General features: G+C 68.0%; 26 protein-coding genes and 1 pseudogene. 15 read left to right on the top strand and 12 right to left on the bottom strand.

The genetic code is table 11. From position 1 onward, the window contains the following. Window positions 1-45: 45 nt before the first annotated feature. The 5 genes from NNX37_RS01370 (at window position 46) to NNX37_RS01350 (ending at window position 4,152) form a co-directional block, all read left to right on the top strand. Window positions 46-387, top strand: coding sequence for a DivIVA domain-containing protein (locus NNX37_RS01370; RefSeq protein ID WP_255790358.1), 342 nt, complete (start codon window positions 46-48; stop codon window positions 385-387). After that, window positions 384-962, top strand: coding sequence for a DNA-3-methyladenine glycosylase I (locus NNX37_RS01365; RefSeq protein WP_255790357.1), 579 nt, complete (start codon window positions 384-386; stop codon window positions 960-962). The genes NNX37_RS01370 and NNX37_RS01365 overlap by 4 nt, the downstream gene beginning before the upstream one ends. Beyond that, a complete protein-coding gene (locus NNX37_RS01360; protein WP_255790355.1) occupies window positions 952-2,187 on the top strand; it encodes a hypothetical protein in 1,236 nt (411 codons plus the stop codon). The genes NNX37_RS01365 and NNX37_RS01360 overlap by 11 nt, the downstream gene beginning before the upstream one ends. A 146-nt stretch (window positions 2,188-2,333) precedes the next feature. Next, entirely contained in the window at window positions 2,334-2,501 is a 168-nt protein-coding gene (locus NNX37_RS01355) for a DUF3117 domain-containing protein (protein ID WP_146361313.1), read from the top strand. Between the two features lie 10 nt (window positions 2,502-2,511). After that, window positions 2,512-4,152 carry a leucyl aminopeptidase family protein gene (locus NNX37_RS01350; RefSeq protein ID WP_255790353.1) on the top strand — a complete coding sequence of 547 codons (1,641 nt, stop codon included), beginning with the start codon at window positions 2,512-2,514 and terminating at the stop codon, window positions 4,150-4,152. Here NNX37_RS01350 and map read toward each other — a convergent pair. Then, entirely contained in the window at window positions 4,149-4,928 is a 780-nt protein-coding gene (map, locus tag NNX37_RS01345) for a type I methionyl aminopeptidase (RefSeq protein WP_255790351.1), read from the bottom strand. The genes NNX37_RS01350 and map overlap by 4 nt on opposite strands. A gap of 50 nt (window positions 4,929-4,978) precedes the next feature. After that, a complete protein-coding gene (locus tag NNX37_RS01340; protein WP_255790349.1) occupies window positions 4,979-5,614 on the bottom strand; it encodes an O-methyltransferase in 636 nt (211 codons plus the stop codon). Window positions 5,615-5,941: 327 nt separating this feature from the next. Between NNX37_RS01340 and sigE the strand changes: the two genes are divergently transcribed. The 4 genes and pseudogenes from sigE (at window position 5,942) to NNX37_RS01325 (ending at window position 7,966) form a co-directional block, all read left to right on the top strand. Beyond that, window positions 5,942-6,547, top strand: coding sequence for an RNA polymerase sigma factor SigE (gene sigE / locus NNX37_RS01335; RefSeq protein WP_255790347.1), 606 nt, complete (start codon window positions 5,942-5,944; stop codon window positions 6,545-6,547). Between the two features lie 3 nt (window positions 6,548-6,550). Continuing rightward, window positions 6,551-6,643 (top strand): annotated as a pseudogene (locus tag NNX37_RS16595) (zf-HC2 domain-containing protein); the annotation flags it as partial. Between the two features lie 108 nt (window positions 6,644-6,751). Beyond that, window positions 6,752-7,471 (top strand): hypothetical protein, encoded by a 720-nt coding sequence (locus NNX37_RS01330; protein ID WP_255790334.1) that lies wholly within the window; start codon window positions 6,752-6,754, stop codon window positions 7,469-7,471. Window positions 7,472-7,519: 48 nt separating this feature from the next. Continuing rightward, on the top strand, window positions 7,520-7,966 hold the full coding sequence (locus tag NNX37_RS01325; protein WP_255790331.1) for a Sec-independent protein translocase family protein: 447 nt from the start codon (window positions 7,520-7,522) through the stop codon (window positions 7,964-7,966). Between the two features lie 25 nt (window positions 7,967-7,991). On the opposite strand, the gene NNX37_RS01320 is transcribed toward NNX37_RS01325, so the two are convergent. The 3 genes from NNX37_RS01320 to NNX37_RS01310 are packed head-to-tail and all read right to left on the bottom strand — an operon-like array spanning window position 7,992 to window position 11,056. Further along, window positions 7,992-9,182: an Mrp/NBP35 family ATP-binding protein gene (locus NNX37_RS01320; RefSeq protein WP_255790329.1), complete on the bottom strand. Its 1,191-nt coding sequence runs from the start codon at window positions 9,180-9,182 to the stop codon at window positions 7,992-7,994. Between the two features lie 4 nt (window positions 9,183-9,186). Beyond that, entirely contained in the window at window positions 9,187-9,777 is a 591-nt protein-coding gene (locus tag NNX37_RS01315; protein ID WP_255790328.1) for a DUF1003 domain-containing protein, read from the bottom strand. Beyond that, window positions 9,770-11,056, bottom strand: a complete 1,287-nt coding sequence (locus NNX37_RS01310; protein WP_255790326.1) for a magnesium transporter — start codon at window positions 11,054-11,056, stop codon at window positions 9,770-9,772. Before NNX37_RS01310 ends, NNX37_RS01315 begins: the two co-directional genes overlap by 8 nt. A 119-nt stretch (window positions 11,057-11,175) precedes the next feature. Between NNX37_RS01310 and NNX37_RS01305 the strand changes: the two genes are divergently transcribed. Beyond that, window positions 11,176-12,087, top strand: a complete 912-nt coding sequence (locus NNX37_RS01305) for a general stress protein (RefSeq protein ID WP_255790323.1) — start codon at window positions 11,176-11,178, stop codon at window positions 12,085-12,087. Window positions 12,088-12,157: 70 nt separating this feature from the next. Here NNX37_RS01305 and NNX37_RS01300 read toward each other — a convergent pair whose 3' ends face one another. Beyond that, window positions 12,158-13,741 carry an aminopeptidase P family protein gene (locus NNX37_RS01300; RefSeq protein ID WP_255790321.1) on the bottom strand — a complete coding sequence of 528 codons (1,584 nt, stop codon included), beginning with the start codon at window positions 13,739-13,741 and terminating at the stop codon, window positions 12,158-12,160. A 101-nt stretch (window positions 13,742-13,842) separates the two neighbouring features. On the opposite strand from NNX37_RS01300, the gene NNX37_RS01295 reads away from it, so the two are divergent. Further along, window positions 13,843-14,700 (top strand): PHP domain-containing protein, encoded by an 858-nt coding sequence (locus tag NNX37_RS01295; protein ID WP_255790318.1) that lies wholly within the window; start codon window positions 13,843-13,845, stop codon window positions 14,698-14,700. 21 nt (window positions 14,701-14,721) lie between these two features. Here NNX37_RS01295 and NNX37_RS01290 read toward each other — a convergent pair whose 3' ends face one another. After that, complete coding sequence (locus NNX37_RS01290) at window positions 14,722-15,618, bottom strand: DNA-methyltransferase (RefSeq protein WP_255790315.1); 897 nt, start codon at window positions 15,616-15,618, stop codon at window positions 14,722-14,724. 19 nt (window positions 15,619-15,637) lie between these two features. Next, the gene (locus NNX37_RS01285) at window positions 15,638-17,281 is read right to left on the bottom strand and encodes a DEAD/DEAH box helicase (RefSeq protein WP_255790892.1); all 1,644 of its coding nucleotides are present in this window, start codon (window positions 17,279-17,281) and stop codon (window positions 15,638-15,640) included. Between the two features lie 403 nt (window positions 17,282-17,684). Between NNX37_RS01285 and NNX37_RS01280 the strand changes: the two genes are divergently transcribed. Next, a complete protein-coding gene (locus NNX37_RS01280; RefSeq protein WP_255790312.1) occupies window positions 17,685-18,398 on the top strand; it encodes a ferritin-like fold-containing protein in 714 nt (237 codons plus the stop codon). 109 nt (window positions 18,399-18,507) lie between these two features. Here the strand turns inward: NNX37_RS01280 and NNX37_RS01275 are convergent, their stop codons facing one another. The 3 genes from NNX37_RS01275 to NNX37_RS01265 are packed head-to-tail and all read right to left on the bottom strand — an operon-like array spanning window position 18,508 to window position 19,705. Next, window positions 18,508-18,807, bottom strand: coding sequence for a hypothetical protein (locus NNX37_RS01275; RefSeq protein WP_255790301.1), 300 nt, complete (start codon window positions 18,805-18,807; stop codon window positions 18,508-18,510). An 11-nt stretch (window positions 18,808-18,818) separates the two neighbouring features. Beyond that, a complete protein-coding gene (locus NNX37_RS01270; protein WP_255790299.1) occupies window positions 18,819-19,043 on the bottom strand; it encodes a DUF3107 domain-containing protein in 225 nt (74 codons plus the stop codon). 47 nt (window positions 19,044-19,090) lie between these two features. Next, a complete protein-coding gene (locus NNX37_RS01265) occupies window positions 19,091-19,705 on the bottom strand; it encodes a TetR/AcrR family transcriptional regulator (protein ID WP_255790296.1) in 615 nt (204 codons plus the stop codon). 118 nt (window positions 19,706-19,823) lie between these two features. Between NNX37_RS01265 and moeB the strand changes: the two genes are divergently transcribed. Further along, window positions 19,824-21,014 (top strand): molybdopterin-synthase adenylyltransferase MoeB, encoded by a 1,191-nt coding sequence (gene moeB, locus NNX37_RS01260; RefSeq protein WP_255790294.1) that lies wholly within the window; start codon window positions 19,824-19,826, stop codon window positions 21,012-21,014. Window positions 21,015-21,021: 7 nt separating this feature from the next. Here the strand turns inward: moeB and NNX37_RS01255 are convergent, their stop codons facing one another. Next, window positions 21,022-22,371: a glutamyl-tRNA reductase gene (locus NNX37_RS01255; protein WP_255790292.1), complete on the bottom strand. Its 1,350-nt coding sequence runs from the start codon at window positions 22,369-22,371 to the stop codon at window positions 21,022-21,024. 144 nt (window positions 22,372-22,515) lie between these two features. Between NNX37_RS01255 and hemE the strand changes: the two genes are divergently transcribed. Both hemE and hemG read left to right on the top strand, forming a co-directional pair. After that, window positions 22,516-23,577, top strand: coding sequence for a uroporphyrinogen decarboxylase (gene hemE, locus NNX37_RS01250; protein ID WP_255790290.1), 1,062 nt, complete (start codon window positions 22,516-22,518; stop codon window positions 23,575-23,577). A 3-nt stretch (window positions 23,578-23,580) separates the two neighbouring features. Next, on the top strand, window positions 23,581-25,098 hold the full coding sequence (gene hemG / locus NNX37_RS01245; RefSeq protein ID WP_255790288.1) for a protoporphyrinogen oxidase: 1,518 nt from the start codon (window positions 23,581-23,583) through the stop codon (window positions 25,096-25,098). Window positions 25,099-25,170: the final 72 nt, after the last annotated feature.

Genomic DNA, 25,170 nt, shown 5'->3' with positions numbered 1-25,170 from the left:
GCAGGGGCAGGACAGGGAAACCGCGGCGTCTGGCACCATTGTCCTGTGACACTCCTCCTGGTCTTCCTTGCCATTGCCGTACTGGGCCTGGCAGCCGTCTTCGGCATCGGCAGGCTGCGCCCGGCGTCGTCCGGAACCGCTGTCCTGAATACCGTGCAGGGCCTGGCGGAGCCGGACCCCCGGCTGCCGCCCGTTCTGCTGCCCGAGCATCCCGCAGCCGGCGACGTTGCCCGGCTGCGGTTCCCGGTGGCACTGCGCGGCTACCGGATGGACCAGGTAGACGCGGTGCTGGACCGGCTGGCCGCAGCGCTCGCCGAACGTGATGCCCGGATCCGCGAGCTTGAAGCGGGCGGCGGGGATACCGTCGCCGGCGGGAGCGGAAATTGAGCGCTGTACCGGGTGTTGACGGCCGGCTGCGCTGCGGCTGGGCACTGGCCAGCGAGGATTACCAGCGGTACCACGACACTGAATGGGGCCGCGCCGTGGAAGGGGAGCCGGCACTCTTTGAGCGGCTGAGCCTGGAAGCCTTTCAATCCGGCCTCAGCTGGATCACCATCCTGCGCAAGCGGGAGGCTTTCCGCGCCGCCTTCGCCGGATTCGACCCGCAGGCCGTGGCGGCCTTCGGCGACGCCGACCGGACGCGCCTGCTGTCCGACCCGGGCATTGTGCGCAACGCCGCGAAGATCGATGCCGTGATCAGCAACGCCCGCGCGCTGCTGGCACTGCCGGACGGTGAGAGCCTCGGCGGCCTGCTGGCGCCCTACCGGGCACCCGCGGACCGGCCTGCACCGCAGACGCCGGCCGAGGTCCCCGCTTCCACAGCTGATTCCGCGGCCCTGGCCAAGGACCTGAAGAAACGCGGTTTCCGCTTCGTCGGGCCGATCACCGCCTATGCGATGCTGCAGGCGACCGGCTACGTCAACGACCACCTCGCCGACTGCTGGGTCCGCCATGGCGACTGAAGCACCCCGGCGTCCGTCCGCAAACGACAGGGCACAGGCCGCGGTGTACCGTGCCCGCACCGCCGTCCAGCGGTGGCCCTGGTACGTCCAGGTCCTGGCCCTGTGGCTGGCCGCCCGGCTCTTTTCCTTTGCGGTCCTGGCCGCCACCGCCCGGTTCCAGCCGGCGGGTCCGTGGGGAGGCGCGTCTCCGTCGTACTGGAACTTCATCAATATCTGGGATGCCGAGTGGTATTCCCGGATCTTCGCCGACGGCTATCCCGCGAGTGTGCCGCGTGACGCGGCCGGCAATGCCCAGGAAAACGAATGGGCCTTCTACGCCCTGTTCCCGCTGCTGGTGCGCGGGCTCGACGCCGTCACGCACCTGGGCTGGGCCGTCCTGGCTCCCGTGGTTGCCATTGTCGCGGGTTTTGCCGCGTCACTGGTTATCTACCGGCTGTTCCGGCTCCGGGCAGGACACGGTACTGCGATGTGGGCCGTGGTCTTCGTGGCGGTCTTCCCCGTGTCGCCGATCCTGCAGATCCCCTATGCGGAGTCCCTGAACCTGCTGCTCCTGGCAGGAGCGCTGTATCTGTTCGTGGCCGGCCGTTATCTCACGGCCATCCCGGTCGTGGCCCTGATGTGCCTCTCCCGGCCCGTGGGGGTTCCCTTCGCGCTCGCCGTCGGCGTGGTGCTGGCCGTGCGGTTCCTGCGCCGGCGCCGGGTGGACTTCCCGGCCGGCGAGGCATGGCGGCTCACGGGGCTGGCGGCGGCGGCGGGATTCTCCGCGCTGGCCTGGCCGGTCATCGCCTGGGCGTCCACGGGAGACCTCCGCGCCTACACGGATACCGAGAGTGCCTGGCGGTTCGGGGACCTGGTCCCGTTCAAGCCCTGGCTGACCATGTCCGGGTACCTCTTCGGTCCGCTGTTCGGGCCCCTGGTGCTGGTAGTGCTCGTCGGAGCCGCGGCGCTCTACCTGATGTCTGCACCGGTCCGGCGGCTCGGACTGGAACTGCAGCTGTGGTGTGCGGCCTACCTGCTGTACCTGCTGGTGTTCCTGAACCCGCAGACCAGTACGTTCCGGCTCCTGCTGCCGCTGTTCCCGCTGGCACTTTCGACGGCGTGGCTCAGCCGGTCCAGGGCCTACCGCAGGACCGTCGCTGCAGCGTTCGCGGTGCTGCAGATTGTCTGGGTGGTGTGGCTGTGGCGGTGGACGGAATTACCCGGCGGAGGGGATTACCCACCCTAGTTTGTGGCACGCGACACACGGAATTTCGTTTGCCCGGTACTTGTGCGGAATAATGACAGCAATTGCCGGGCGGATATTTTACTTTCGCAGGCAGCGGATTACAGGTGATCCGGGTAAACCGGGCGCTGTGAAAGGGGAATCTCAAAATGGCTGCGATGAAACCACGTACTGGCGACGGTCCAATGGAGGTCACAAAGGAGGGGCGCAGCCTTATTCTGCGGGTGCCGATAGACGGCGGCGGCCGCTTGGTAGTTGAGCTTAATGTGGAAGAAGCAGGCAAGCTCAAGGACTGCCTTCTGGGCGTTACGGGCTAGCCTTTAATCCATGCAGCTGCCTCCGAAGTCTTCAGCCCGGACCGGATCCACTCCGGCATCGCCCTTCATCACCGCATCGCTGCCGGGAGTCACTGCCCTGGCGGCACTGAACCCGCGGACTGGAACGGCGGAGTCCGGCAGCGGGCTGCAGCCGGTCCCGGAGGAAGGCGTGGATATCCTCGCCGTCGCCATGACTCCGGCTCCGGCCGGTTCGGGCGGGGAGGACGCGGACGAGGCAGCGAACCCGGTTCCGCAGCCGCGGCGCGGCGCGGTCGAAGCGGCAGTACGCTACGGCGTCGACGTCGCTGCACGCGCCCGCAGCGCCAAGGTGACCGGCAGGGCGGGTGAGATCCTTGTGATCGAGCCGCCCCGCGATGCCGCGGACCTGCCCGCCAAACTGATTTATGTAGGCGCCGGCGATGAGTCGCCGGCTGCCCTGCGGCGGGCCGGTGCCGCCCTTGCCCGCGCCACTATGGGCGCCCGGCGGATCCGGGGCAGCGTTGTGGACGGATTGGACCCGGACCGGCAGGAAGCCTTCCTTGAGGGCTTCCTGCTGGGCGGGTACCGTCCGCCCCGGACCGGCGTCACAGACGCTCCGGCACCGATTGCCGCATCCCTTGAACTGACGGGACTGGACGAGGCAGCAGCCGCCCGTGCAGCCGTGACCGCCCGCGCCGTGTGGACTGCCCGCGACCTGACCAACACTCCCGCCGGGACGGCCACGCCGGACTGGATCGCGGAGCAGGCCCGGAGCATCGCCGGGAACAGCGGACTCACTGTGCGGGTCCGCGCCGAAGATGAACTCACGGCCGAGGGGTTCGGCGGGCTGCTTGCCGTGGGCTCCGGATCCGAGCATCCGCCGCGGTTGGTGGAGGTTGTCTATCAGCCCGACGGCGGCGAGGCGCCGCATGTGGTCCTGGTGGGCAAGGGCATCACCTTCGATTCCGGCGGAATCTCGCTCAAGCCGCGGGATGCCATGATGACCATGAAGACGGACATGGCCGGCGCCGCCGCCGTACTGGCCGTCACCGAGGCTGCGGCTGCGTTGAAGCTCCCGGTGAAGGTCACCGCGGTACTGGCTTTGGCCGAGAACGCCATCGGCGCTGCCTCGTACCGGCCCGCCGACGTCGTCACCACTTACAACGGGACCACCGTGGAAGTGGGCAACACTGACGCCGAAGGACGGATGGTCCTCGCCGATGCCCTGGCGTACGCTGCCGCCGAGCTCGCTCCCGATGTGCTGGTGGATGTCGCCACCCTGACGGGTGCGGCTGCCCTGGGGCTGGGAATGCACCACGCAGCCCTCTTCGGCAACACCCCGGAGCTGCTCGCGCGGCTGGAAGCGGCCGGACGGATCTCCGGCGACGCCGTGTGGCAGCTGCCGCTGGTGGCCGACTACGGCTACGTGCTGGACTCCGACATTGCCGATGTTTCCCACATTGCGCCCGTCCAGGCGAAGTTCGGTGCCGGGGCGATTGTTGCCGCGCTGTTCCTGGAGAGGTTCACCGGCGGCGTTCCCTGGGCACATATCGATATTGCCGGGCCCTCGCGCGCCACCAAGGACAGCCGCGAACTGACCAAGGGAGCCACCGGCTTCGGCGTGCGGCTGCTGCTGTCCTATCTCGTCGGGCTGGGCCGGACGGGAAGCTAGCGGGCGGTCTTCGGCAGAGTGAGGATTTCCGCTCCGTCGGCGGTGACCGCGATCGTGTGTTCGCTGTGGGCCGTCCGGCAGCCCGTGGCGCTGCGGAGCGTCCACCCGTCTGCGTCGGTGACCAGGGCGGCGGTATCCGCCATGACCCACGGTTCCAGGGCAAGCAGCAGCCCGGGGCGCAGTTTATAGCCGCGGCCCGGCCGTCCGTTGTTCGCAATATGGGGGTCCTGGTGCATTGTGGACCCGACGCCGTGCCCGCCGAATTCGGTGTTGACCGGATATCCCGCATCAGTGAGGACCGAGCCGATGGCGTGTGAGATGTCCCCGATGCGGGCACCGGGGCGGGCTGCGGCTATTCCTGCAGCCAGGGCGCGTTCGGTCGCGTTGACCATCGCGGCATCCTCCGGGGAGGGGGAGCCGCCCACGGTGAAAGTGATGGCCGAATCGGCGACGATTCCGGCGAGGGATACGGCCAGGTCCAGGGTCAGCAGGTCGCCGTCGGCCAGCACGGAGTCGTGCGGGAGGCCGTGCAGCACGGCATCATTCACGGACGTGCAGATGTAATGCCCGAACGGACCGCGTCCGAACGACGGCGCGTAGTCCACGTAACAGGACTTGGCGCCGGCCTCGACGATCATGGTCCTGGCCCACTGGTCGATATCCAGCAGGTTCGTGCCCGCAGTGGTGCGGGCCTTGACCGTCTGCAGGATATCGGCAACCAACGCACCGGTGTCCTTCGCCCGGGACAGCTCTGCTGGGTTGAGGATCTCGATCATGTGGCGCCTTTCCTGGGGAACCTGCGCACAGGCATGTGTGATGGAGCGGGCTAGGTGGTCTTCACGGCCAGAAGCAGGCCGTCACCCGTGGGCAGCAGGGCCGAGGCGAGGTCTTCGTTGTCCCGGATGGCCTTACCCACCTTGCGCATGGTGTTGGTGGTGGCCTCACGGACGGCCGGATCCGCCACCTTGCCGTGGTCCAGCGCGTCATTGACTACCAGCAGCCCGCCGCGCTTGAGCAGGCGGACCGCCTGGTTGACGTAGAGCGGGAACGAAGGCTTGTCCGCGTCAATGAACACCATGTCGTAAGCGGCATCCGTCAGGCGGGGGAGTACCTCGGCGGCGCGGCCGGAGATGGTGCGGGTGCGGTTGCCCGGAATGCCCGCCTCGGCGTAGGCCTCACGGGCCGCACGGAGGTGGTCGACGTCGGAATCTATGGTGGTCAGCACCGCGTTGCGGCCCAGGCCGCGGAGCAGGCATACGCCGGATACTCCTGCACCCGTGCCGATCTCCACCACCGTGGTGGCCTTGCTTGCCGCGGCCAGGACGGTCAGTGCCGCACCCACCCCGCTGGAGACGGCGCTGACGCCCAATTCAAAGGAGCGTTCACGCGCGCGGATCAGCACCTCATCCTCGGTCGGCAGGGCCTCCGTGTAGGACCAACTGGTCTGCTTGTCGGCGCGCATGGGTTTATCACTTTCGGTCCGGAGGAATTCCTGCTTCGACAAGCTTAAGGCCAAGCAGGGCGTAACCGCGTATGCATTACCCTCGATGCCTTGTTCCGGTACCAGGCGTGCTGCTAAAGGCGTGCTAACAGACAACTCCCAGATTGATGCGTGACCATTATTAGCAGTAATGCACATCCCCGCCGGATCCGCCGCGGCGCCCCTGCAGGGCAGCCGCAGTTCCCGCCCCGCACATCCCGGTTTTCCGCCGACGAACGGGACCGCGCGAAGCGGCTGTCGAGGTGGAATGCAGGAGCGGTGCACAGCTTGGAAGGGAGGAGGAAGACTATGGCAACCACGCCGGACACAGCAGCGGACATGGCCGCGGAATGGGTGCGCCCCACGTGGGAGGAAGTGGTCCAGGCGCATTCGGCGAAGGTATACCGGCTCGCCTACCGGCTGACCGGCAACAAGCACGATGCCGAAGACCTGACCCAGGAAGTCTTCGTCCGGGTCTTCCGGTCACTGGCCAATTTCCAGCCGGGCACCCTCGACGGCTGGCTGCACCGCATCACCACCAACCTCTTTCTGGACCAGGCCCGCCGCCGCAGCAGGATCCGTTTCGACGGCATGACCGAGGAAACGCAGAGCAAGCTGCCCAGCAACGGCCCCGGCCCGGAGCGGAGCTTCGAATTCAACAATCTGGACGTGGACATTGCCCGCGCACTGGAAGAACTGCCGCCCGACTTCCGTGCCGCCGTCGTCCTGTGTGATCTGGAGGGCCTCTCCTACGACGAAGTTGCCCGCGTGCTGGACGTCAAGCTCGGCACCGTCCGCTCCCGGATCCACCGCGGCCGGGCCATGCTGAAGGAAAAGCTCTCACACCGTGACCCGCAGCTGCGGCCGGCTGCGCGTCCCCGCCTTAAACTGCCCCGAGTCGCGGGAGCAAACTGAAGAGTGCGACACCCCACGCGGCATTTAGGAAGTTACATCGACGGCGAAACGCCCCTTCGGCGCCAACGCGCCATCGAGGCACATCTCTCCCGGTGTGCCTCCTGCCGGGCCGCCGCCGCTGAAGAGCGCCGGCTGCGCAGCCGGCTGCGTTCTCTCAAAGTTCCTCCGGCCGGGCCGGAGCTCTCGGCACGGATTGCGGAGAGCGTGACTGCAGCGCAGTCCGCCTGCCGGGAATCCGCCGCTGGGCGGGATCCGAAAATGCTGGACCGGCGCAGCCATGCCCTGGCCGCTGCCGGGGCGGTGGCTGCTGCGGGTGCGGTGCTGCTGGGCGGTGCCTATATCGCCGGAAGCATCCTGGAGGTCCCCGCCCCGGCAGGTGCAGAGGCCGCCATGAGCGCGGGGTGGGAGGAAGTTGCGGGAGACGGAACCCTCACAGCCGATCAGCTGCAGCAGCTGCGTGCACATGGCTGGTCCTGCCCCGAACTGGCGGATCTGGGGTTGACGCTGGAGTCCGCCCGCTCCCTCAAGGTCAACGGGCGTCCTGCAATCGAAATGACCTTCACTGCAGACGGCGAACGGCTGATGCTCGTGGAGCAGCATCCGCTGCCGGGTGAGGACGGCCAGCCGGTGATCAACGGCGTGACAGGACGGCCCGTCGCCGCAGACGGGTTCTCCGCAGCGGGGTCGCCGGCGGGTGCGGCGGTTTTCGGCTCGGACGAGCATCCCGGCCGGAAGGTGGTGGCGGCGGGCAGCGTCACCTACACCTTCGAATCCAGCCTGCCGGTGAAATCACTCCCGCGGGCTGTGGAGGAGCTGTCGCTGCTCGAATCCGCCCGCCTCGCACGGGCCGGCGCCGATCCGGAGCCGATGGAGCGCATTGTCCGGGGCCTGGCCATGTTTACGCGCGCCGGCTGGAGCCTCTAGCGTGCAGGCAAGTAGCTCGCTGCTCCCGGGAAAAGGTAGTCTTCAAGAGTGGTAGGAATCAACGGTTACGAGTTCATCCTTCTGGCAATAATCGCCGTCGTGATACTGGGTCCTGAACGCCTGCCCGAATACGCTTCGCAGCTGGCCCGGCTGGTGCGGGAAGTGCGGCGGATGGCCTCCGGTGCCCGTGAACAACTGCGCGAAGAAGTGGGCCCCGAAATTGACGAGGTGGACTGGCGGAAGCTGGACCCTCGGCAGTATGACCCGCGGCGCATCATCAAGGAAGCGCTGCTGGATGATTTCGAGGACGCCGCCAAAGCCGTGAAGGGGCAGCCGTCCGCGGCGCCGGCCCCTCCGGTTTCAGGCGCGCAGCCTGCCGCACCCTCCCCGGTATCCGCTGCGGCGCCGTCAGCGGAGAGCCGGCCGCCTGCGGTCAAACCGCTGGAACGCCTTGCTGCGGGAGAGCCTGCCCCGTTCGACATCGAAGCAACGTAGGGCCACTCCTCACCTCGCCGGGCGCCTAGACCGGGCTGACTCCTAGGCTGCGTCCGGCCAGGCCGCGGGGACGGTGTGCCAGTTCCCGGGCAATGCGCCGCAGTTCGGTTGCCGCGGTATCTTCCCGGGGGTCTTCCGCAGCGCCCACGGAGTGTCCCGCAGCCGTTGCCTCCGCGTCCGCCAATACGACGGGCAGGCCGCCGTCGCCGCCTTCACGGAGGGCAACGTCGAGGGGGATGCTGCCCAGCAGCGGAACGGGATAGCCCAGCGTCTCGCCAAGCCGGCCGGAAACCGCGGCACCGCCGCCGGAACCGAACACTTCCAGGCGTTCGCCGCCGGGCAGTGCCAGCCAGGACATATTCTCAATCACGCCGGTGACCTTCTGCCCGGTCTGCCGGGCCACGCTGCCCGCGCGTTCGGCGACGTCCGCCGCAGCGCTCTGCGGAGTGGTCACCAGCAGGATTTCGGACCCCGGCAGGAGCTGCCCTACGGAGATGGCGATGTCTCCGGTGCCGGGGGGAAGATCCAGGAACAGGACGTCGAGGTCCCCGAAATACACGTCGGTCAGGAACTGTTCCAGTGCGCGGTGCAGCATGGGTCCGCGCCAGGCCACGGGCTGGTTGCCGTCCACGAACATCCCGATGGAAATGGTCTTGATGCCGTAGGCCACCGGGGGAAGGATCATCTCGTCCACACGGGTGGGCGGCCGGGTAATTCCGAGCAGGCCGGGCACGGAGAACCCGTGGACGTCGGCGTCGACAATCCCCACGCGCAGGCCGAGCGAGGCCATGGCCGCTGCGAGGTTGACGGTGACGCTGGACTTGCCCACGCCGCCCTTGCCGCTGGCCACGGCGTACACCCGGGTCAGCGAATCGGGGCGGTTGAACGGGATGGTCCGTACCGGATCGCCGCCGCGCAGGCGGTCCTTGAGTGCGTTGCGCTGCTCCGGCGTCATCACCTCCAGGTTCACGTCCACGGTGTTCACTCCGGGCACCGCGGCAAGAGCGCGTTCGACGTCGGCCGTGATGGTCTCCCGCAGCGGACAGCCGGCAATCGTGAGCAGGACGTCGACGCTCACGCCGCCCTCGGCGTTGAGCCGCACGTCCTTAAGCATCCCGAGTTCGGTGATGGGCCGGCGCAGCTCCGGGTCCTGAACGGTGTCCAGGGCGCGGCGCACCTGCGCTTCCAATGCGGAAGCAGATTCGGATACTGGCACGGCTCTAGCGTTCCCTCCCGCCGGGATTCAGTTTCGGCATGCTGTCGGTGCCTTCCGGGCCGCGGCGGCGCCGCCGCGTGCCGCCGTCCTCGCGGTCATCGTTGGCCTCGAGGAGTTCCTCCAGCAGTCCGCGGATTTCGGAACGCACGTAGTCGCGGGTGGCAACCTCACGCAGGGCGATCCGCAGTTCGGCGATCTCGCGGGTGAGGTACTCGGTGTCCATGAGATTGCGTTCGGCGCGTTCGCGGTCCTGCCGCACCGAGACGCGGTCCCGGTCATCCTGCCGGTTCTGGGCCAGCAGCAGCAGGGGAGCGGCGTAGGAGGCCTGCAGGGAGAGCATAAGCGTCAGGACGGTGAAGCCCAGCGCCGCGCTGTCAAAGCGGGCCGATTCCGGCCCCCAGGTGTTCCAGGCCAGCCACACGAGGCAGAAGACCGTCATGTAGACCAGGAACTGCGGGGTGCCCATGAACCGGGCAAAGTTCTCCGTGGCATGGCCGAAGGCGTCGGGGTTCGGGGAGAGCCTCGGGAGCCATCGGGTCCGCGCAGAGCGGGGAGTGTCGAGGCCGGCGGTTGTTGACTTGATCTTTTCAGCCATGTGTCCTTCCCTGCTGCGTTATCGGGCCGGTTTCGTCGGAGATGCGCCAGTCGTCCGGCAACAGGTGGTCCAGCACATCGTCCACTGTCACCGCACCGACCAGGCGGCCGGCGTCGTTGATCACCGGCAGTGAGTTCAAGTTGTAGGTGGCCAGCATCCGCGACACTTCGCTGATGGTGGCGTGGTCACGCACCGGTTCCAGGTCCGTGTCCAGGATGTTGCCCAGTGCTTCCGGCGGTGCCGAGCGCAGCAGCTGCTGGATGTGCACCACGCCGAGGTACTTGCCCGTGGGTGTTTCCAGCGGCGGCCGGCAGACGTAGATCGAGGAGGCAAGTGCGGGGGTGAGCTCTTCGCGGCGTACGTGCGCCAGTGCTTCGGCCACGGTGGCCTCGGGCGGCAGGATGACCGGCACGGGGGTCATCAGCGATCCGGCCGTGTCTTCGTCATAGTTCAGCAGGCGCCGCACGTCCCGGGCGTCCTCGGGCTCCATCAGCGCCAGGAGCTCTTCCTTCTGCTCCTCGGGCAGCTCGTTGAGGAGGTCCGCGGCGTCGTCGGGGTCCATTTCCTCCAGCACGTCCGCGGCCCGTTCCAGGTCCAGGGACTGCAGGATCTGGACCTGGTCGTTGTCGGGCAGCTCCTGCAGGACGTCTGCCAGGCGTTCGTCCTGCAGCTCGCTGGCCACTTCGATCCGGCGCTTGCCGCTCATCTCGTGCAGTGCGTCGGCGAAGTCCGCGGCCTTGAGGTCATCATTCTGGGCGACAAAGGACGTGGCGGCCTGGGGGCCGGTGGCATCCCAGTGCTTAATGTCCTTCCAGTCCAGGATCATCTGTTCCCCCCTGCGGCGCAGGGACCGCAGGCGGGAGGGGGAACCGCCGCGGCGGACGAAGAGGTTGGAGACGTGCCAGTCTCCGGCGCGGTTCTGCTCAATGGCAATGTCTTCAATGGTGGCTTCGCCGCTGCCGTCGCGCAGCTGCACGCGGCGGTCAAAGAGTTCCGCGACCACCAGCATTTCGGCCCCGCGCTGTTCGAAGCGGCGCAGGTTGACCAGCCCGGTGCAGATGATCTGCCCCGGATCCATTGAGGTGATGCGGGTGAGGGGGACGAAGACGCGCTTCTTGCCGGGGACCTCCACGACAATGCCTACGGCCTGGGGCGGCCGGCCGGGCCCGCGGTCAAGCACGACCGCATCGCGCAGCCGGCCGAGACGGTCACCCAGCGGGTCGAAGACGTCAAGGCCGAGCAGGCGCGCAATAAAGACTCGGGTTGGATTTGTGCTCACCTTATAAGGCTACTTTGTGCCCGCCGGTAACGCGGTATCACGGGGTACGCGGGAGGTGAGTCCGTTCACTGCGAGCGATACGTTCACCGTCCGGGGCAGGTATGGGCGAGAATGGAGCAATGTCGAACCTATTTGGTGCCACCCCTCCGCGTGACGCGGGCCGCAGCCTGCCCCAGGGTGAAACGGTGGGCCGCTACACGGCCTACCTCGACGCCCAGAAGGCCGTGGACTACCTTGCCGACAACAAGTTCCCGGTCCAGCTGGTCTCGATTGTCGGCAATGAACTCAAGTCCGTTGAACGGGTGACCGGCCGCCTGACGTACCCCCGCGTGGCGGGCTCCAGCGCGTTGACGGGTGCCTGGTTCGGTCTCTTTGTGGGCCTTGCCCTGATGCTCTTCGGGGGCAGCGCGGCCGCGGTCTCCATCCTTCCGTCCATGGCGCTGGGCGCCGTTTTCTGGGTGCTCTTCGGGGTCCTGGCCTATGCCCTGCAGCGCGGGCGCAGGGACTTCACCTCCACCAGCCAGGTCATCGCCACCAGCTACGACGTCATTGTGGCCCGCGAGGCTGCCAATGACGCCCGGCAGCTGCTGCACCGGCTGCCCATGGTCGGCCAGGCCGGGCATCCGCAGGCCCCGGCCGCCGGTCCCCGCCATGACGCACTACGCCCGCCGGCAGGCGGACAGCAGGCACCGGAACGGCCGTCCGGCTGGGCCAACCCCTACGGGAGCCCGGCCCCGGACTCCGATCCCGCCGGGCAGGCTCCGGCCGGCGGCGCACACTCCGTGGAAGCCGGAGCAGAAGCAGCCGCCTCCGGCGCCAAGCCCGCTACGCCGCGCGGCCAGTTCCCGGACCTTCCGGACGGCCGCCCGCAGTACGGTGTCCGCCGTCCCGCCCAGCCCGCCGTGCAGTCCGATTCCGTGCAGCCGGATTCTGCGCAGCCGGCCGTACAGCCGGACTCTGCACAGCCGGAGGCATCGCAGCCTGTGTCCGGGCAGCCCGAAGGCCCGCGGGACGAGCAGCCCCGCCAGTAGGACGTACCGACCATGAAAAAGGTCCGCATCCCTTCGGGGATGCGGACCTTTTTCTGTGGAAACCGGAAGGTTACTCGGCGGCGTAGATGCCGGCCATCCAGTCTTCGACGTCTCCCGGGTTGCGCGGCAGGGCGTCGCTGAGGTTCACGGGCCCGTCGGCGGTGATGAGGACGTCGTCCTCAATCCGCACGCCGATGCCGCGGTATTCCTCGGGCACGGACAGGTCGGTGTCCTTGAAGTAAAGACCGGGTTCGATGGTGAAGACCATGCCCTCGGTGATGGTGCCGTCCAGGTACAGCTCGGCCCGGGCCTGGGCGCAGTCGTGCACATCCATGCCCAGGTGGTGGCTCACGCCGTGCGGCATCCACCGGCGGTGCTGCTGGCCTTCGGGGGACAGGGCTTCCTCCAGGGGAACGGGCAGCAGGCCCCAGGCATCCAGGTTTTCGGCCAGGACCTTCACGGCTGCGGCGTGGACGTCGCGGAACTTGGCACCGGGCTTGGCAGCCGCGAAGCCTGCATCGGCGGCGTCGAGCACTGCCTGGTACACCCGGCGCTGGACCTCGGTGTAGGTGCCGTTGACCGGCAGGGTGCGGGTGATGTCGGCTGTGTAGAGGCTTTCGGCCTCAACTCCGCCGTCCAGCAGCAGTAGGTCCCCGGCGGAGACGGCGCCGTTGTTGCGGATCCAGTGCAGGACCGTGGCGTTGTTGCCGGAGGCGGCGATGGTGTCGTAGCCCAGGTCATTGCCTTCTTCCCGGGCGCGGGCAAAGAAGGCGCCTTCGACGACGCGTTCGCCGCGGGGATGGGAAATGGCGCGGGGGAGTGCCTTAACCACTTCGGTGAAACCGTTGACCGTAGCGGCAACGGCTGCCTTCATCTGCTCGATCTCCCACTCATCCTTGACCAGACGGAGTTCGGAGAGGGCCTCGGTCAGTTCCCCGTCGAGGGCATCCAGGGCGCTGAGATCGGCGTTTTCCGGGTCCAGGGCGGTGTTGTAGCGGACGGTGTCCACCAGGGCATCGACCATTTCGTCGACGCTGCGCAGCAGGCGCACGGAGATGCCGCCGAACTGCGGGTCGCCGATGTTGTTGGTGATGGCGGTTTCCGCCTCGTCGAGGTGCCGGGTGGGCAGGCCGATCAGCGCGCTAATTTCCGCCAGGCCGAGCCGGTCCCCGATCCAGAACGAACCGTAGCGGGCGTTGGAGTAGAACTCGTCGCTCTCAGTGCCGGCCAGCGGGCGGAAGTAGAGCACGGCAGTGTGGTTGCCGCCGTCGTCGCCTGCACCCGGTTCGGTGGGCTCCATCACCAGCACGGCATCCGGCTCACGGTCCACGCCGAGGCCGGTCAGGTGCGCAAAGCCGGAGTGCGCGCGGAAGCGGTAGTCGGTGTCATTGGAGCGCACCTTCAGCGGGCCGGCCGGGATAACCAGCCGTTCGCCGGGGAAACGCTCGGAGAGGGCGCGGCGGCGGCGGGCTGCGAACGGCGCCACGGCGTCGGGTTCGGGCAGCTCGCCGGATTCCGCGGCCCAGCCGGAGGACATGAACTTCTTGAAGGCTTCGGAGGAGGGGCGCTGGGACCGGTTGTTGACCCGGTCTTCCAGCGGCTGGCCTTCGGAGGGCTCGGGCAGGGATGTCGTCGAATTCGCTTCAGTAGTCACCCCTCCATGGTCTCACTGCCTTCGGGGCGGGCAAAACATCCCGGACTACCCGGGGTCCGGCCCGGCACGGGACACCGCGTCCGGGGGCGTAGATTGAAAGCGTGAAAATCGACCTGCACACACACTCCTGCGTGTCCGACGGCACCGAGCAGCCGGCGGACGTGATCGCCTCCGCCGCCGCAGCCGGACTCGATGCCATTGCCCTCACCGACCACGACACCACGGCGGGCTGGGACGACGCCGCTGCTGCCGCCCGGAGCCACGGGATCACTTTCGTGCCCGGAATGGAGGTCTCCTGCCGCAGCAGCGAGGGAATCAGCGTCCATGTGCTTTCCTATCTGCATGATCCGCGCCATCCGGGACTGCTGGAGGAAATTGCCCGGTCACGCGCGGCCCGCGTCTCCCGGGCGGAACTGATGGTGCAGCGGCTGGCGGAGGATTTCCCCATCGACTGGGCATCCGTGCAGGAACAGGTGGCCCCGGGAGCGACCATCGGGCGCCCGCACATTGCCGACGCCCTGGTGGCCGCCGGCGTCGTGCCGAACCGGTCGGCTGCCTTCAGCGGGATCCTGACGGCGAGGTCGCCCTATTTCGTGGCGCATTACGCGCCGGATCCGGCGCTGGCGGTGGAACTGATCCGGAAGGCCGGCGGAGTGCCTGTCTTCGCACACCCTGTCGCTTCCTCCCGGGGACGGGTGGTGGGAGAGGCGGTTTTCGCCGAAATGATCGGCGCCGGCCTGCTGGGTGTGGAAGTGAATCATCGGGATAATCCCGAGCCGGGCAGGGAATGGCTCCGCCGGCTGGCAAAGGAGCATGACCTGCTGGTCACGGGTTCCAGCGACTACCACGGCACCGGGAAGCCGAACCTGCTGGGCGAGTTCACGACGGAACCGGCGGTGCTGGAACGCATCGCCGGGCTGGGAACCGGGGCCGCCGTCGTCGGCCCGCTGCCGCGGTAGGGGACGGTCCGGATCCAGGACCTAGATACCGGCCGCAGGCAGCGGCGAGCCCGTGTCGGCGGAAACCACCGTCGCGGCCGACCCCAGCCGCCGGGCCATAACGTCGATCGCCTGCGGGTTGGCATCCACGCAGACGAATTTCCGGCCCAGCTTGGCTGCAACGGCGCCCAGCGTGCCGGACCCGGCAAAGAAATCCAGCACCCAGTCGCCCTCGCGGCTGCTGGCTGCGACGGCACGCCGCAGCAGCCCCTCGGGTTTCTGCGTGGGATAGCCGGTCTTCTCCCGGCCGGTGGGGGACACGATGGTGTGCCACCAGACGTCGGTGGGCAGCTTGCCCAGTGCCACCTTTTCGGGCGTCACGAGACCCGGGGCCATGTACGGCTCACGGTCCACCTCGGCGTTGTCGAAGTGGTAGGTCTCCGGGTTCTTGACATAAACCAGGATGTTGTCGTGCTTGGCGGGCCAGCGGTTTTTCGCCCGTCCACCGTAGTCGTAGGCCCAGATGATTTCATTCAGGAAGCAGTCGCGGCCGAACAACGCGTCCAGCATGACCTTCGCGTAATGCACCTCGCGGTAATCGAGGTGTACATACAGGGTGCCGTCGTCGGCCAGCAGCCGCCAGGCCTGCGCGAGCCGGGGTTCCAGGAACGCCCAGTAGTCCTCGAAGGCGTCGTCGTAGCTGGAGAGCAGCCCCTTGACCGTGCTGTAGCTGCGGCCCTTGAAGCCGATCCGGTCGCCGCCGCCGTCCAGGTTGCGGACCATGGTGGTCTGCTGGCGGCGCTGGGCCCGCCCCGTGTTGAAGGGCGGGTCCACATAAATCATGGTGAAGGAGCCGTCCGGCAGGGTCGGGAGGAACTCCGCGTTATCCGCGTGTACCACCAGCGACCCGCCGTCCGGCGTCCACAGAGGGGTGCTCATGGCAGGGCCTGCGCCGCTGCTATTCGGCGGCCGGGCCGGTCTTGGGAACAACCTCGCCGTTGCGGCGGCGGGTCCGGCTCCGGCGCGGGCGGTCGGCGGCCGTGCCGTCCGCTGCCGGAGCCGCGGTCCGCGTTTCGGCCGGACGGGTTTCTGCGGTCCGGGTTTCAGCGGGACGGTCTGCGGACCGGGAGTCACCGGAGCGGGACTCGCCCCGGCGGGAGCCCTGTCCGCCGCTGCGGGCACGGTCGGAGGAACGCCCGGAACCGCTGCGCTCCGGACGCCCGGAGCCGGAGCGGCCGCCCTCACGGGAGGAGGATGCGCTGCGTCCGCCGGACTTGCCGGTTTCGCCGAGATCCTCGATCTTTTCGGCATCGATGCCCGCGTGGGTGCGCTTGTTGCGGGGCAGGCGGCCCTTGGTACCTTCGGGGATGTCCAGATCGGTGTACAGGTGCGGGGAGGAGGAGTAGGTTTCCACCGGCTCCGCCTGGTCCAGGCCCAGGGCCTTGTTGATCAGGCCCCAGCGGGGGACATCGTCCCAGTCCACGAAGGTCACCGCGGTGCCCTTGTTGCCGGCGCGGCCGGTGCGGCCAACGCGGTGCAGGTAGGTCTTTTCGTCTTCGGGGCACTGGTAGTTGATGACGTGGGTGACGTCGTCAACGTCGATGCCGCGTGCGGCGACGTCGGTGGCCACCAGCACATCGACCTTTTCATTGCGGAAGGCGCGCATGGCCTGCTCGCGGGCACCCTGGCCCAGGTCGCCGTGCATGGCAGCGACAGCGAAGCCGCGGTCCACGAGCTCTTCGGACAGCTTCGCGGCGGTGCGCTTGGTCTTGGTGAAGATGATGGTCCGGCCGCGGCCGCGTGCCTGCAGGATGCGGGCCACTACTTCGGCCTTGTCCAGGTTGTGCGCCCGGTAGACCACCTGCCGGATGTCCTTCTTCGTCAGGCCTTCATCGTCGGGATCAGCGGCCCGGATGTGGGTGGGCTTGGTCATGTAGCGGCGGGCCATGGCGACGACGGCGCCCGGCATGGTGGCCGAGAACAGCAGGGTCTGGCGCACGGCCGGGGTGGCGGCCATCAGCGTTTCAACGTCGGGCAGGAAGCCGAGGTCCAGCATTTCGTCGGCCTCGTCAAGGACAACGACCCGGACGTTCTTCAGCGACAGGTGCTTCTTGTTGTAGAGATCGATCAGGCGGCCGGGGGTGCCGACCACGATTTCGACGCCGGCTGCCAGGGCTTCCGTCTGCGGTTCGTAGGCACGGCCGCCGTAGATCGTGACGATGCGGGCGCCGCGGCGGCGGGCAGCGGTGGTGAGGTCGCCTGCCACCTGGACTGCCAGTTCACGGGTGGGCACCACGATCAGGGCCTGCGGCGCGCCGGGAACGGCGAGTTCGGCGTAGCCCGCGTCTTCGGGACCCACCACCCGCTGGAGAGCGGGAATGCCGAAACCGAGCGTCTTGCCGGTACCGGTCTTGGCCTGGCCGATGATGTCGTGGCCGCCGAGGGCAACGGGCAGCGTCATGGACTGGATGGGGAAGGGATGGGTAATCCCGGCGTCGGCAAGGGATTCGACGATGTCTGCTCGGACGCCGAAGTCGGCGAAGGTCAGTTCGGGAATCTCTGCAGCCTTCGCCTCGACGGCGAGGGTGTCGGCGACCGCCAGCGCTTCGGTGCTGTCATCGGCAGTGAGGTGACGATCGTCAACCTCGGAAAGTTCAGTGTTCAATTAAATACCGTTCAGTTTAGGCAGCGCGGGGGCGCCAGGCTCGACGAGTGGCTGTTACAGCCCATCCCGGAGCGGATGGCACGCACGCGGTGCGTCCAGCGGAAGCCGATCGCGGGCTAACAACTGCTGGCCGCCTGTGCTCCATTGGCCACGGCGGCGGCCGAAAAATCAAGATCGCGTAGGGTTTGCGGGTCTGGTCAGTACAGCAAAAACATCAACTTCAAGGACAGACGACCGGGCATCCAATTTCTACTTTCCCAGTCTACCCGCCAGCCGCAGAACACCGCGCATCCGGCTGCGGGCGCGGCCCGCGCCGGCGGCGGCGGGTACGCTGGCGGGTATGACTAACGGGCACCAAACGGACCATCCGGCCGCATCCGGGGCGGCCGCGCAGCACACCGGCGACACTTATCAGCGGTTCCTCACGGACCTTTTCGGAGCCATCGCCTACGGCGAACTGTCGGCGTTTGAACGGATGTCCTCCGACGCCCGCTTTTCCCCGACACTGCATGACCGCGCCACCCTGGGACGCCTCGCGGTGCATGAATACGCGCACTTCGAACTGATCTGTGACCGGCTCAGTGCCATGGGCGCGGACCCGGAAGAAGCTATGCGGCCCTTCCAGCCCTCCGTGGACGCGTTCCACGACCGCACCCGGCCGGCGGACTGGTACGAGTCCCTGATGAAGTTCTATGTCACGGATGCCATCTCCGACGATTTCTACTCCGCGGTCGCGTCCCGGCTGGACGCGGAAACCAACAGCCTCTTCCAGGGGCTCAAGGCCACGGAGCAGCCGGGCGAAATCCTGCTCGGCAGGCTGCGGGAAGCCCTGGCGGATGACCCGCGCCTGGCCTCGCGGCTGGCACTGTGGGGCAGGCGGCTGGTGGGTGAAGCACTCACCCAGGCCCAGCGGGTCCTGATGGAACGGGCCTTCCTGGGCGGGCTGCTCGATGGTGAAGGGCAGGGTGCCGTGGACGCCGAAATCAAGTCGCTCACGGCGCAGCTGACACGGAACCATTCAAAACGCATGAGTCTTCTCGGCCTGACGGCCTAGCCGTACACCGGGCTTATCCCGGGTGCAGGACATAGAAAAGGGCGGTGCCGAAGCACCGCCCTTTTCCGTGTCCTGTTCCCGCGTCCGGGCCGGCACCGCTACACCGGAGCTACAGGCGCAGGATGCGCTCGGTCTCGGCTGTGTCCGCCCTGGCACGGCTGCGGCCGATCGGAACCGCGGCCACGATGGGCGCCAGGATCGATACGGCAACCGGAACAGCCCAGCCGACCCAGTCCGCTTCAAAGGAAGCGGCGCCTGCGGCCCGCAGCACCAGCCAGGTGAGCAGTGCGGCGCACACGGCAATGCCGGGCAGCAGCAGCGCACCGTAGAGGTCACGGTGGCGGTCAACGGCCCACACCGCGAAACCTGCGGCGACGGCGGCCAGTGTAACCAGGATCAGGCTGAGCATGGCGCGGCGGGCTAGAGGGCCCCGAAACCGACCCGACGGACTTCCTCGGCACCGATCTCGACGTAGCCGATGGAAGCGCCGGGAACAACGATCAGCCGGCCCTTGATGTCCTTCAGCCGCAGCAGCGCGCTGCTGGCGAGGGACTGCTCGACGGCGTCGGCAACTTCATCGGCACTCTGGCCGGATTCGAAGACAATTTCGCGGGCTACATTCTGAATGCCGATTTTTACTTCCACCGTGATGCCTCCTGATTAACGATTTACGAACTAATCCGAAATCTACTCTAGATCTCTTTGGGGAACCGGCTGATTCCGCGCCAAGCTAAACGGTAGACCAGCTCGCTGGCCGCATCGATGTCCAGGTCGCCGTCCGTTTCCAGCCAGTACCGGGCGCTGACCTGCGCCATTCCGGCCAAGGCCCGGCCCAGCAGGGTGGCCTCGAGGTGGGAAAGCTTGGTGTCTTCGGCAATGACCCCGGCAATGCTGTTGGCGAAGCGGGCATTGAATTCCTCGATGCGGGCGCTGACCTCGGCATCATTGGTGAGGTCGGATTCGAACACCATCCGGTGTCCCTGGCTGTCCTGCGCCACGAAGCGGAAATAGGCCCGCATGGTCTCCCGGACCCGGAGCTTGTTGTCCGTGGTGGAGTTCAGTGCCGTGGCCAGGAACTCGGTGAGTGTATTCAAATGGTTGTCCAGCAGGGCCATGTACAGCTCCCGCTTGCCGGGGAAGTGCTGGTACAGGACGGGTTTGCTGACGTGCGCCGCCTCGGCGATCTCATCCATGGCCGCGCCGTGGAAGCCGTTGCTGACAAACACTTCCTGCGCTGCGCGGAGCAGCTGCCGGCGGCGTTCCTCCCGCGGGAGCCGAACCGGTTTGCCGGCTGCCTGGTTACTCACTGGTGGACCTCTCAACAGTTCCGGAGCACTGAGCTGCACGGACAATGACCCTTAGTTTACCTGCGGGTATTCGAAGCGACAGGCCCAACCGCCATACCCGTGGCTTAGATTGGACTTCATGACCATAGCAAGTGCATCCGTTCCCGCCGGCGAACTACCGCCCCTGGTGGCGCCCGGCGAGGACCTGACCCGCGATGAAACCGAACGCTACTCCCGGCACCTCATCATCCCCGGCTTCGGCGCCGAAGCGCAGCGCCGGCTGAAGAACGCCCGGGTGCTGGTGGTGGGGGCCGGAGGCCTGGGATCACCGGCCCTGCTCTATCTGGCGGCCGCGGGAGTGGGCACGCTGGGAATTGTCGACGACGACGTCGTGGACGTCTCCAACCTGCAGCGCCAGGTCATCCACGGCGTGTCCGACGTCGGCACCCCCAAGGCGGAGTCGGCCGCCCGCTCCGTCGCGGAACTGAACCCGCTGGTCCGCGTCATCCTGCACCGGGAACGGCTGGACAACTCCAACGTCCTGGAGATCTTCTCCGGCTATGACCTGATTGTGGACGGAACCGACAACTTCGCCACCCGCTACCTGGTCAACGACGCCGCCGAAATCCTGGGCAAGCCGTACGTCTGGGGATCGATTCTCCGGTACGACGGCCAGGTCAGCGTGTTCTGGGGCGAACACGGACCCACCTACCGGGACCTGTTCCCGCAGGCGCCCCCGGCAGGGTCCGTGCCGTCCTGCGCGGAAGGGGGAGTGCTCGGGGTGCTGTGCGCGCAGATCGGCTCGGTCATGGTCAACGAGGCCATCAAACTCATCACCGGAACAGGGCGGACCCTGCTGGGCCGGGTCCTGGTGTTCAATGCCCTGGAGATGAGCTGGCGCGAACTCCGAGTCCGCCGGGATCCGCAGGCCGAACGCGTGACCGAACTGAGCGACTACCAGGCCTTCTGCGGCATTGCGCCCGCGGAACCCGGCCCGGCCGGAGCCGAAGTCGAGGTGACGGAACTGCGGGACCTGCTGGCGGAACGCTCGGCAGGAGCACTGGACTTTGAGCTGCTGGATGTCCGCGAGCCGGGGGAGCATGAGATTGTCCGCATCGACGGCGCCCGCCTGGCGCCGCGGGCCGCGGTGCTGGCGGGGGAGTTCCGGCCGGACCGGGACCGGCCGGTGTACGTGCATTGCAAATCCGGCGTGCGGTCCGCGGAGGTCGCAGCCTATCTGCGCCGCGAGGGGTATCCGGAGGTCTACAACGTGACCGGCGGGATCCTGGAGTGGGTGCGCCGGGTGGAACCGGAGAAGCCGGTCTACTGAGGTTCGCTTACGCGGACTTCGGCTCGGCGTCGTCTTCGCCGGTGCCGGCAGCGGTGTCGTCCGCAGCGGAACCGGAACCCTTGGCGGGTGCGGCGGCGTCGCCGCGCTCCACAGTGATGCCGTACAGGGCCTCCAGGCCCCGGATGTAGTCCTCCTGCTGGCCGCCGGCGGCCAGCTCACGGGCCCGGACCGTGGGGACGTGGAGCAGCTGCTTCACCATGCGGCGCATGGCGAACTCCACTTCCTGGGCGGCGCCGGTGCAGCCGTGCTGGGCGCGGACCTTCTCCAGCTCCGATTCGAGCACGTCCAGGGTGTGCCGGCGCAGGGCGACGATGGCCGAGTCCATCTCGCGGCTGAGCTGCTGCTTCGAGAAGTTCTTCGCCGCGTCGGCAACGATGGTGCTCGCCTGCTTCAGGGATTCGGCCTGCTCGGCCGGTGCGGCCAGCCGGACGGATTCCAGGGTGATCAGCTCGACGCCGTCAATTTCGCGGACCGCCGGCTCAAAGTCATGGGTCAGCGCAAGGTCAATGATGATGAGCGGCTTGCCGGCTGCCTCGCGGACCCGGCGGACATCTTCGGCGCTGACCTGGCTGTCGCTGCCGCTGCAGCCGATGACGACGTCGGCGCGCGTCAGCGCGGCGGGCAGGGACTCGCGGGTCAGGGGCTTTCCGCCGCGTGAGGCGGCGAAGGACTCCGCACGGTTCGAGGAGGAATAGACGCTGATGTCGGTGCAGCCGCGCTCCTTGAGGAGGGCCATGGTGGCGCCGGCGTACGCGCCGGTACCGAACACCACCACCGATTTCTTCGACCAGTCGCGGTCTTCGGACAAATCCGTGGCCAGGCCCAGGGCCACCGACACAATGGAAAGCCCCCGTTTACCGAGGGCTGTCAGGGCGCCAACATCCTTGGCGGTGCGGGAAGCGGTCTGGAATAAGCGGGTGAGGCCGCCGCTGGCGGTTCCGCTCTCCTGGGCTTCAATAAGTGCCCGGCGCACCTGGCCGGCGATTTCGCGTTCGCCCACGACGGCGGAATCCAGTCCCGCGCCGACGGCGAACAGGTGCTGGGGAACGGATTCGCCGGTGTTCGTGGCGAAGGAGCGGGAGACGAGGTCTTCGCTCATGCCGGAGTGCCGGCTGATTTCTGCAACAACAGCCGAACGGGCGGCTTCAATATCGGCGTCCGAGCCGGTTTCGCAATACACCTCCAACCGGTTGCAGGTTGCGAGGACAACGGAGCCGGAGACGGCGGTTCCGGAATCGACCAGCGAAGACGAGACCTCGGATGCGCCGGCACTCAGCCGGGCGACAGTCTCCAGGTCTACGTCGGTGTGCGTAGCAATGAGGGAAAGTAGAACCACAGTAGGTCAATACTAGCCACGCCCGGGAGGATACCTTCAATCGGTCCGGCCGGAAATGGATCGTTAGAGGTGTGAGAAGCGCCACCGGGGCCGCCCGGAAGGGCCCGGTTATCGCTTGCCCCGGATTTTGGAGAGAATCAAGGTATGACTCTTAGCGCCACTCACCCGCTGCTGGATGGCCGCACGGCCGACTCGCCCCTGATCACTGCGTACCGCGGCGGCACTCCCGCCCGCCGTCCGGTGTGGTTCATGCGCCAGGCCGGCCGCTCCCTGCCCGAATACCTTAAGGCCCGGGAGGGGATCGGCATGCTTGATTCCTGCCTCCGTCCCGAGCTCGCGGCGGAGATCACCCTGCAGCCGGTGCGCCGGCACGACGTCGATGCGGGCATCTTCTTCTCCGACATCGTGATTCCGCTGAAACTGGCCGGCGTGGACGTGGACATTGTTCCCGGCGTCGGGCCCGTGCTGGGCCGCCCGGTGCGGACCGCCGCCGACGTCGCCGCCCTGCCCCGGCTGACCGAAGAGGCGTTGGAACCCATCCGCGAGGCCGTCCGGCTGACGGTGGCCGAGCTCGGCTCCAAGCCGCTGATCGGGTTCGCCGGTGCACCGTTCACCCTGGCCGCCTACATGGTGGAGGGCAAGCCGTCCCGCGACCACCTCGGCCCGCGCACCATGATGCACGCCGATCCCGACGCCTGGCAGGCCCTGACGGCCTGGGCCGCCGACGCGTCCGGAATGTTCCTGCGCGCGCAGCTGGAAGCCGGCGCCAGCGCCGGCCAGCTCTTTGATTCCTGGGCCGGCTCCCTCGGACTGGCGGACTACGTTCGGCACGTGGCCCCGGCCTCCTCCCGGGCCCTGGACCATGTCCGCGGCCTCGGCGCGCCGCTGGTTCATTTCGGCACCGGCACCTCCGAGCTGCTGGTGGCCATGCGCGACGTCGGCGTGGATGTGGTCGGCGTGGACTACCGGCTGCCGCTGGACGAAGCCAACCGCCGCCTCGGCGGGACGACGCCGCTGCAGGGCAACATCGACCCGGCGCTGCTGCGCGCCCCGTGGGACATCCTGGAAGCACACGTCCGCGAGGTCCTCGCCGCCGGTGCCTCCGCGCCGGGCCATGTGGTCAACCTGGGCCACGGCGTGCCGCCGGAAACCGACGCAGCCGTCCTCACACGGGTGGTTGAACTGATTCATTCGGTGGAGCCGTAACCCATGCCGCACCGTTTCCTCGCCAAGCCGGAGAACGCAGCCGGCCGGAGTGCCCGTAAAACCGGTGCACAGCATCCGCCCGAAACGCCGGCAGGCCCCTCCGCCGTCGTCGTGGGCGGCGGCATCTCCGGGCTGATCGCGGCCCGGGACCTGCAGCGTGCGGGCATCCGCGTCACCGTACTGGAGGCATCGGAAACGTTCGGCGGCTGCGTGGGGCGGCACACCGTCGCCGGCATCCAGCTGGACAGCGGCGCGGAGTCCTTCGCCACGCGCTCACCCGCCGTTCCGGAACTGATCGGGGAACTTGGCCTGGCCGACTCGGTGGCGGCACCCAACCCGGCAGGGTCCTGGCTGCAGCTGGCAGCGGAAGACCTGCCCTCGGGTGCCCAGCGGATGCCAAGCAGCGGACTGCTCGGCATCCCCGCCGACCCGAGGCACCCGGACATTGTCCATGCCCTCGGGCGTGCCGGTGCGGCCCGGGCGGCCATGGACAAGGTCCTGCCGGTGGGTTCCCTGAACCGCCGCGGGTCCATGAGCCTGGGCGAGGTGGTGCGGACCCGGATGGGCGAGGCAGTGCTCCGCCGGCTCGTCACCCCCGTGGTCGGCGGCGTCTATTCCTCCGACCCCGACATGCTCGACGTCGACTCCGTGGCGCCGGGGCTGCGCGCTGCCATCTCCCGGCACGGCTCCCTTGCCGCAGCCGTGGGTGCTCTGCGTGCGGCCGCCCCCGCCGGATCCGCAGTGGCCGGACTCGACGGCGGCATGGGCCGGCTCACCGAGGCCCTGGTTTCCGACCTCGAAACCTCCGGGGCCCTCCTGCGCACCGGCATCCGTGCCGAATCCCTGGCCCGTGACGCCGAAGGCTGGCGGATCCGCTGCAGCGACGGGCAGGAACTGGCCGCCGACGCCGTAGTGGCGGCCGCCGAAGGTCCGGCCGCCGTGGACCTGATCGCCACCGCACTGCCCGAGGTATCCGCCTACCGGCCGCAGCCGGGCCCGGGCGTTGCCCTGGTAACCCTCGTGGTGGACCTGCCGGAACTGGATGCCATGCCGCGCGGCACCGGAGTGCTCGTGGCCCGGGACGTGGAGGGCATCGATGCCAAGGCCATCACCCACGCCACCGCCAAATGGCAGTGGCTCGCGGATTCCACCGGTCCCGGAACCCACGTGCTGCGCCTGTCCTACGGCCGGGCACTCTCCCCGGAGGACGCCGTGGCGGAACCGGCGCACGTGGACCGCGCGGATGACGATCTCTTCCGGCAGGCCGTTGCCGACGCGTCCGGCCTGCTGCAGGTCCGGATCAAGGCCGACGACGTCGTGGGCTGGGACGTTGTCCGGTGGGTGGGCGCCCTGCCCTCCGCCGTCGTCGGGCATAAGGACCGGGTGGAGGCCGTCCGTGCGGCCGTAGCCGAAGCACCGGGACTGGAAGCGGTGGGGGCCTGGCTGGCCGGCACCGGCCTGGCAGCAGTCACTGCCGACACCCGGACCCGGATGGCAGCGCTTTCACGCGCCCTGCTGTGACCTTGCACACTTTCTACACATGGTAGAAGTGCTGTGTTTCGACTTACCTATATGCAAAGGGCAGACTGTTAA

Source organism: Arthrobacter zhaoxinii (genome assembly GCF_024385505.1).
Lineage (GTDB): Bacteria > Actinomycetota > Actinomycetes > Actinomycetales > Micrococcaceae > Arthrobacter_B > Arthrobacter_B zhaoxinii.
This window is presented reverse-complemented; position numbering and strand designations above follow the sequence as displayed.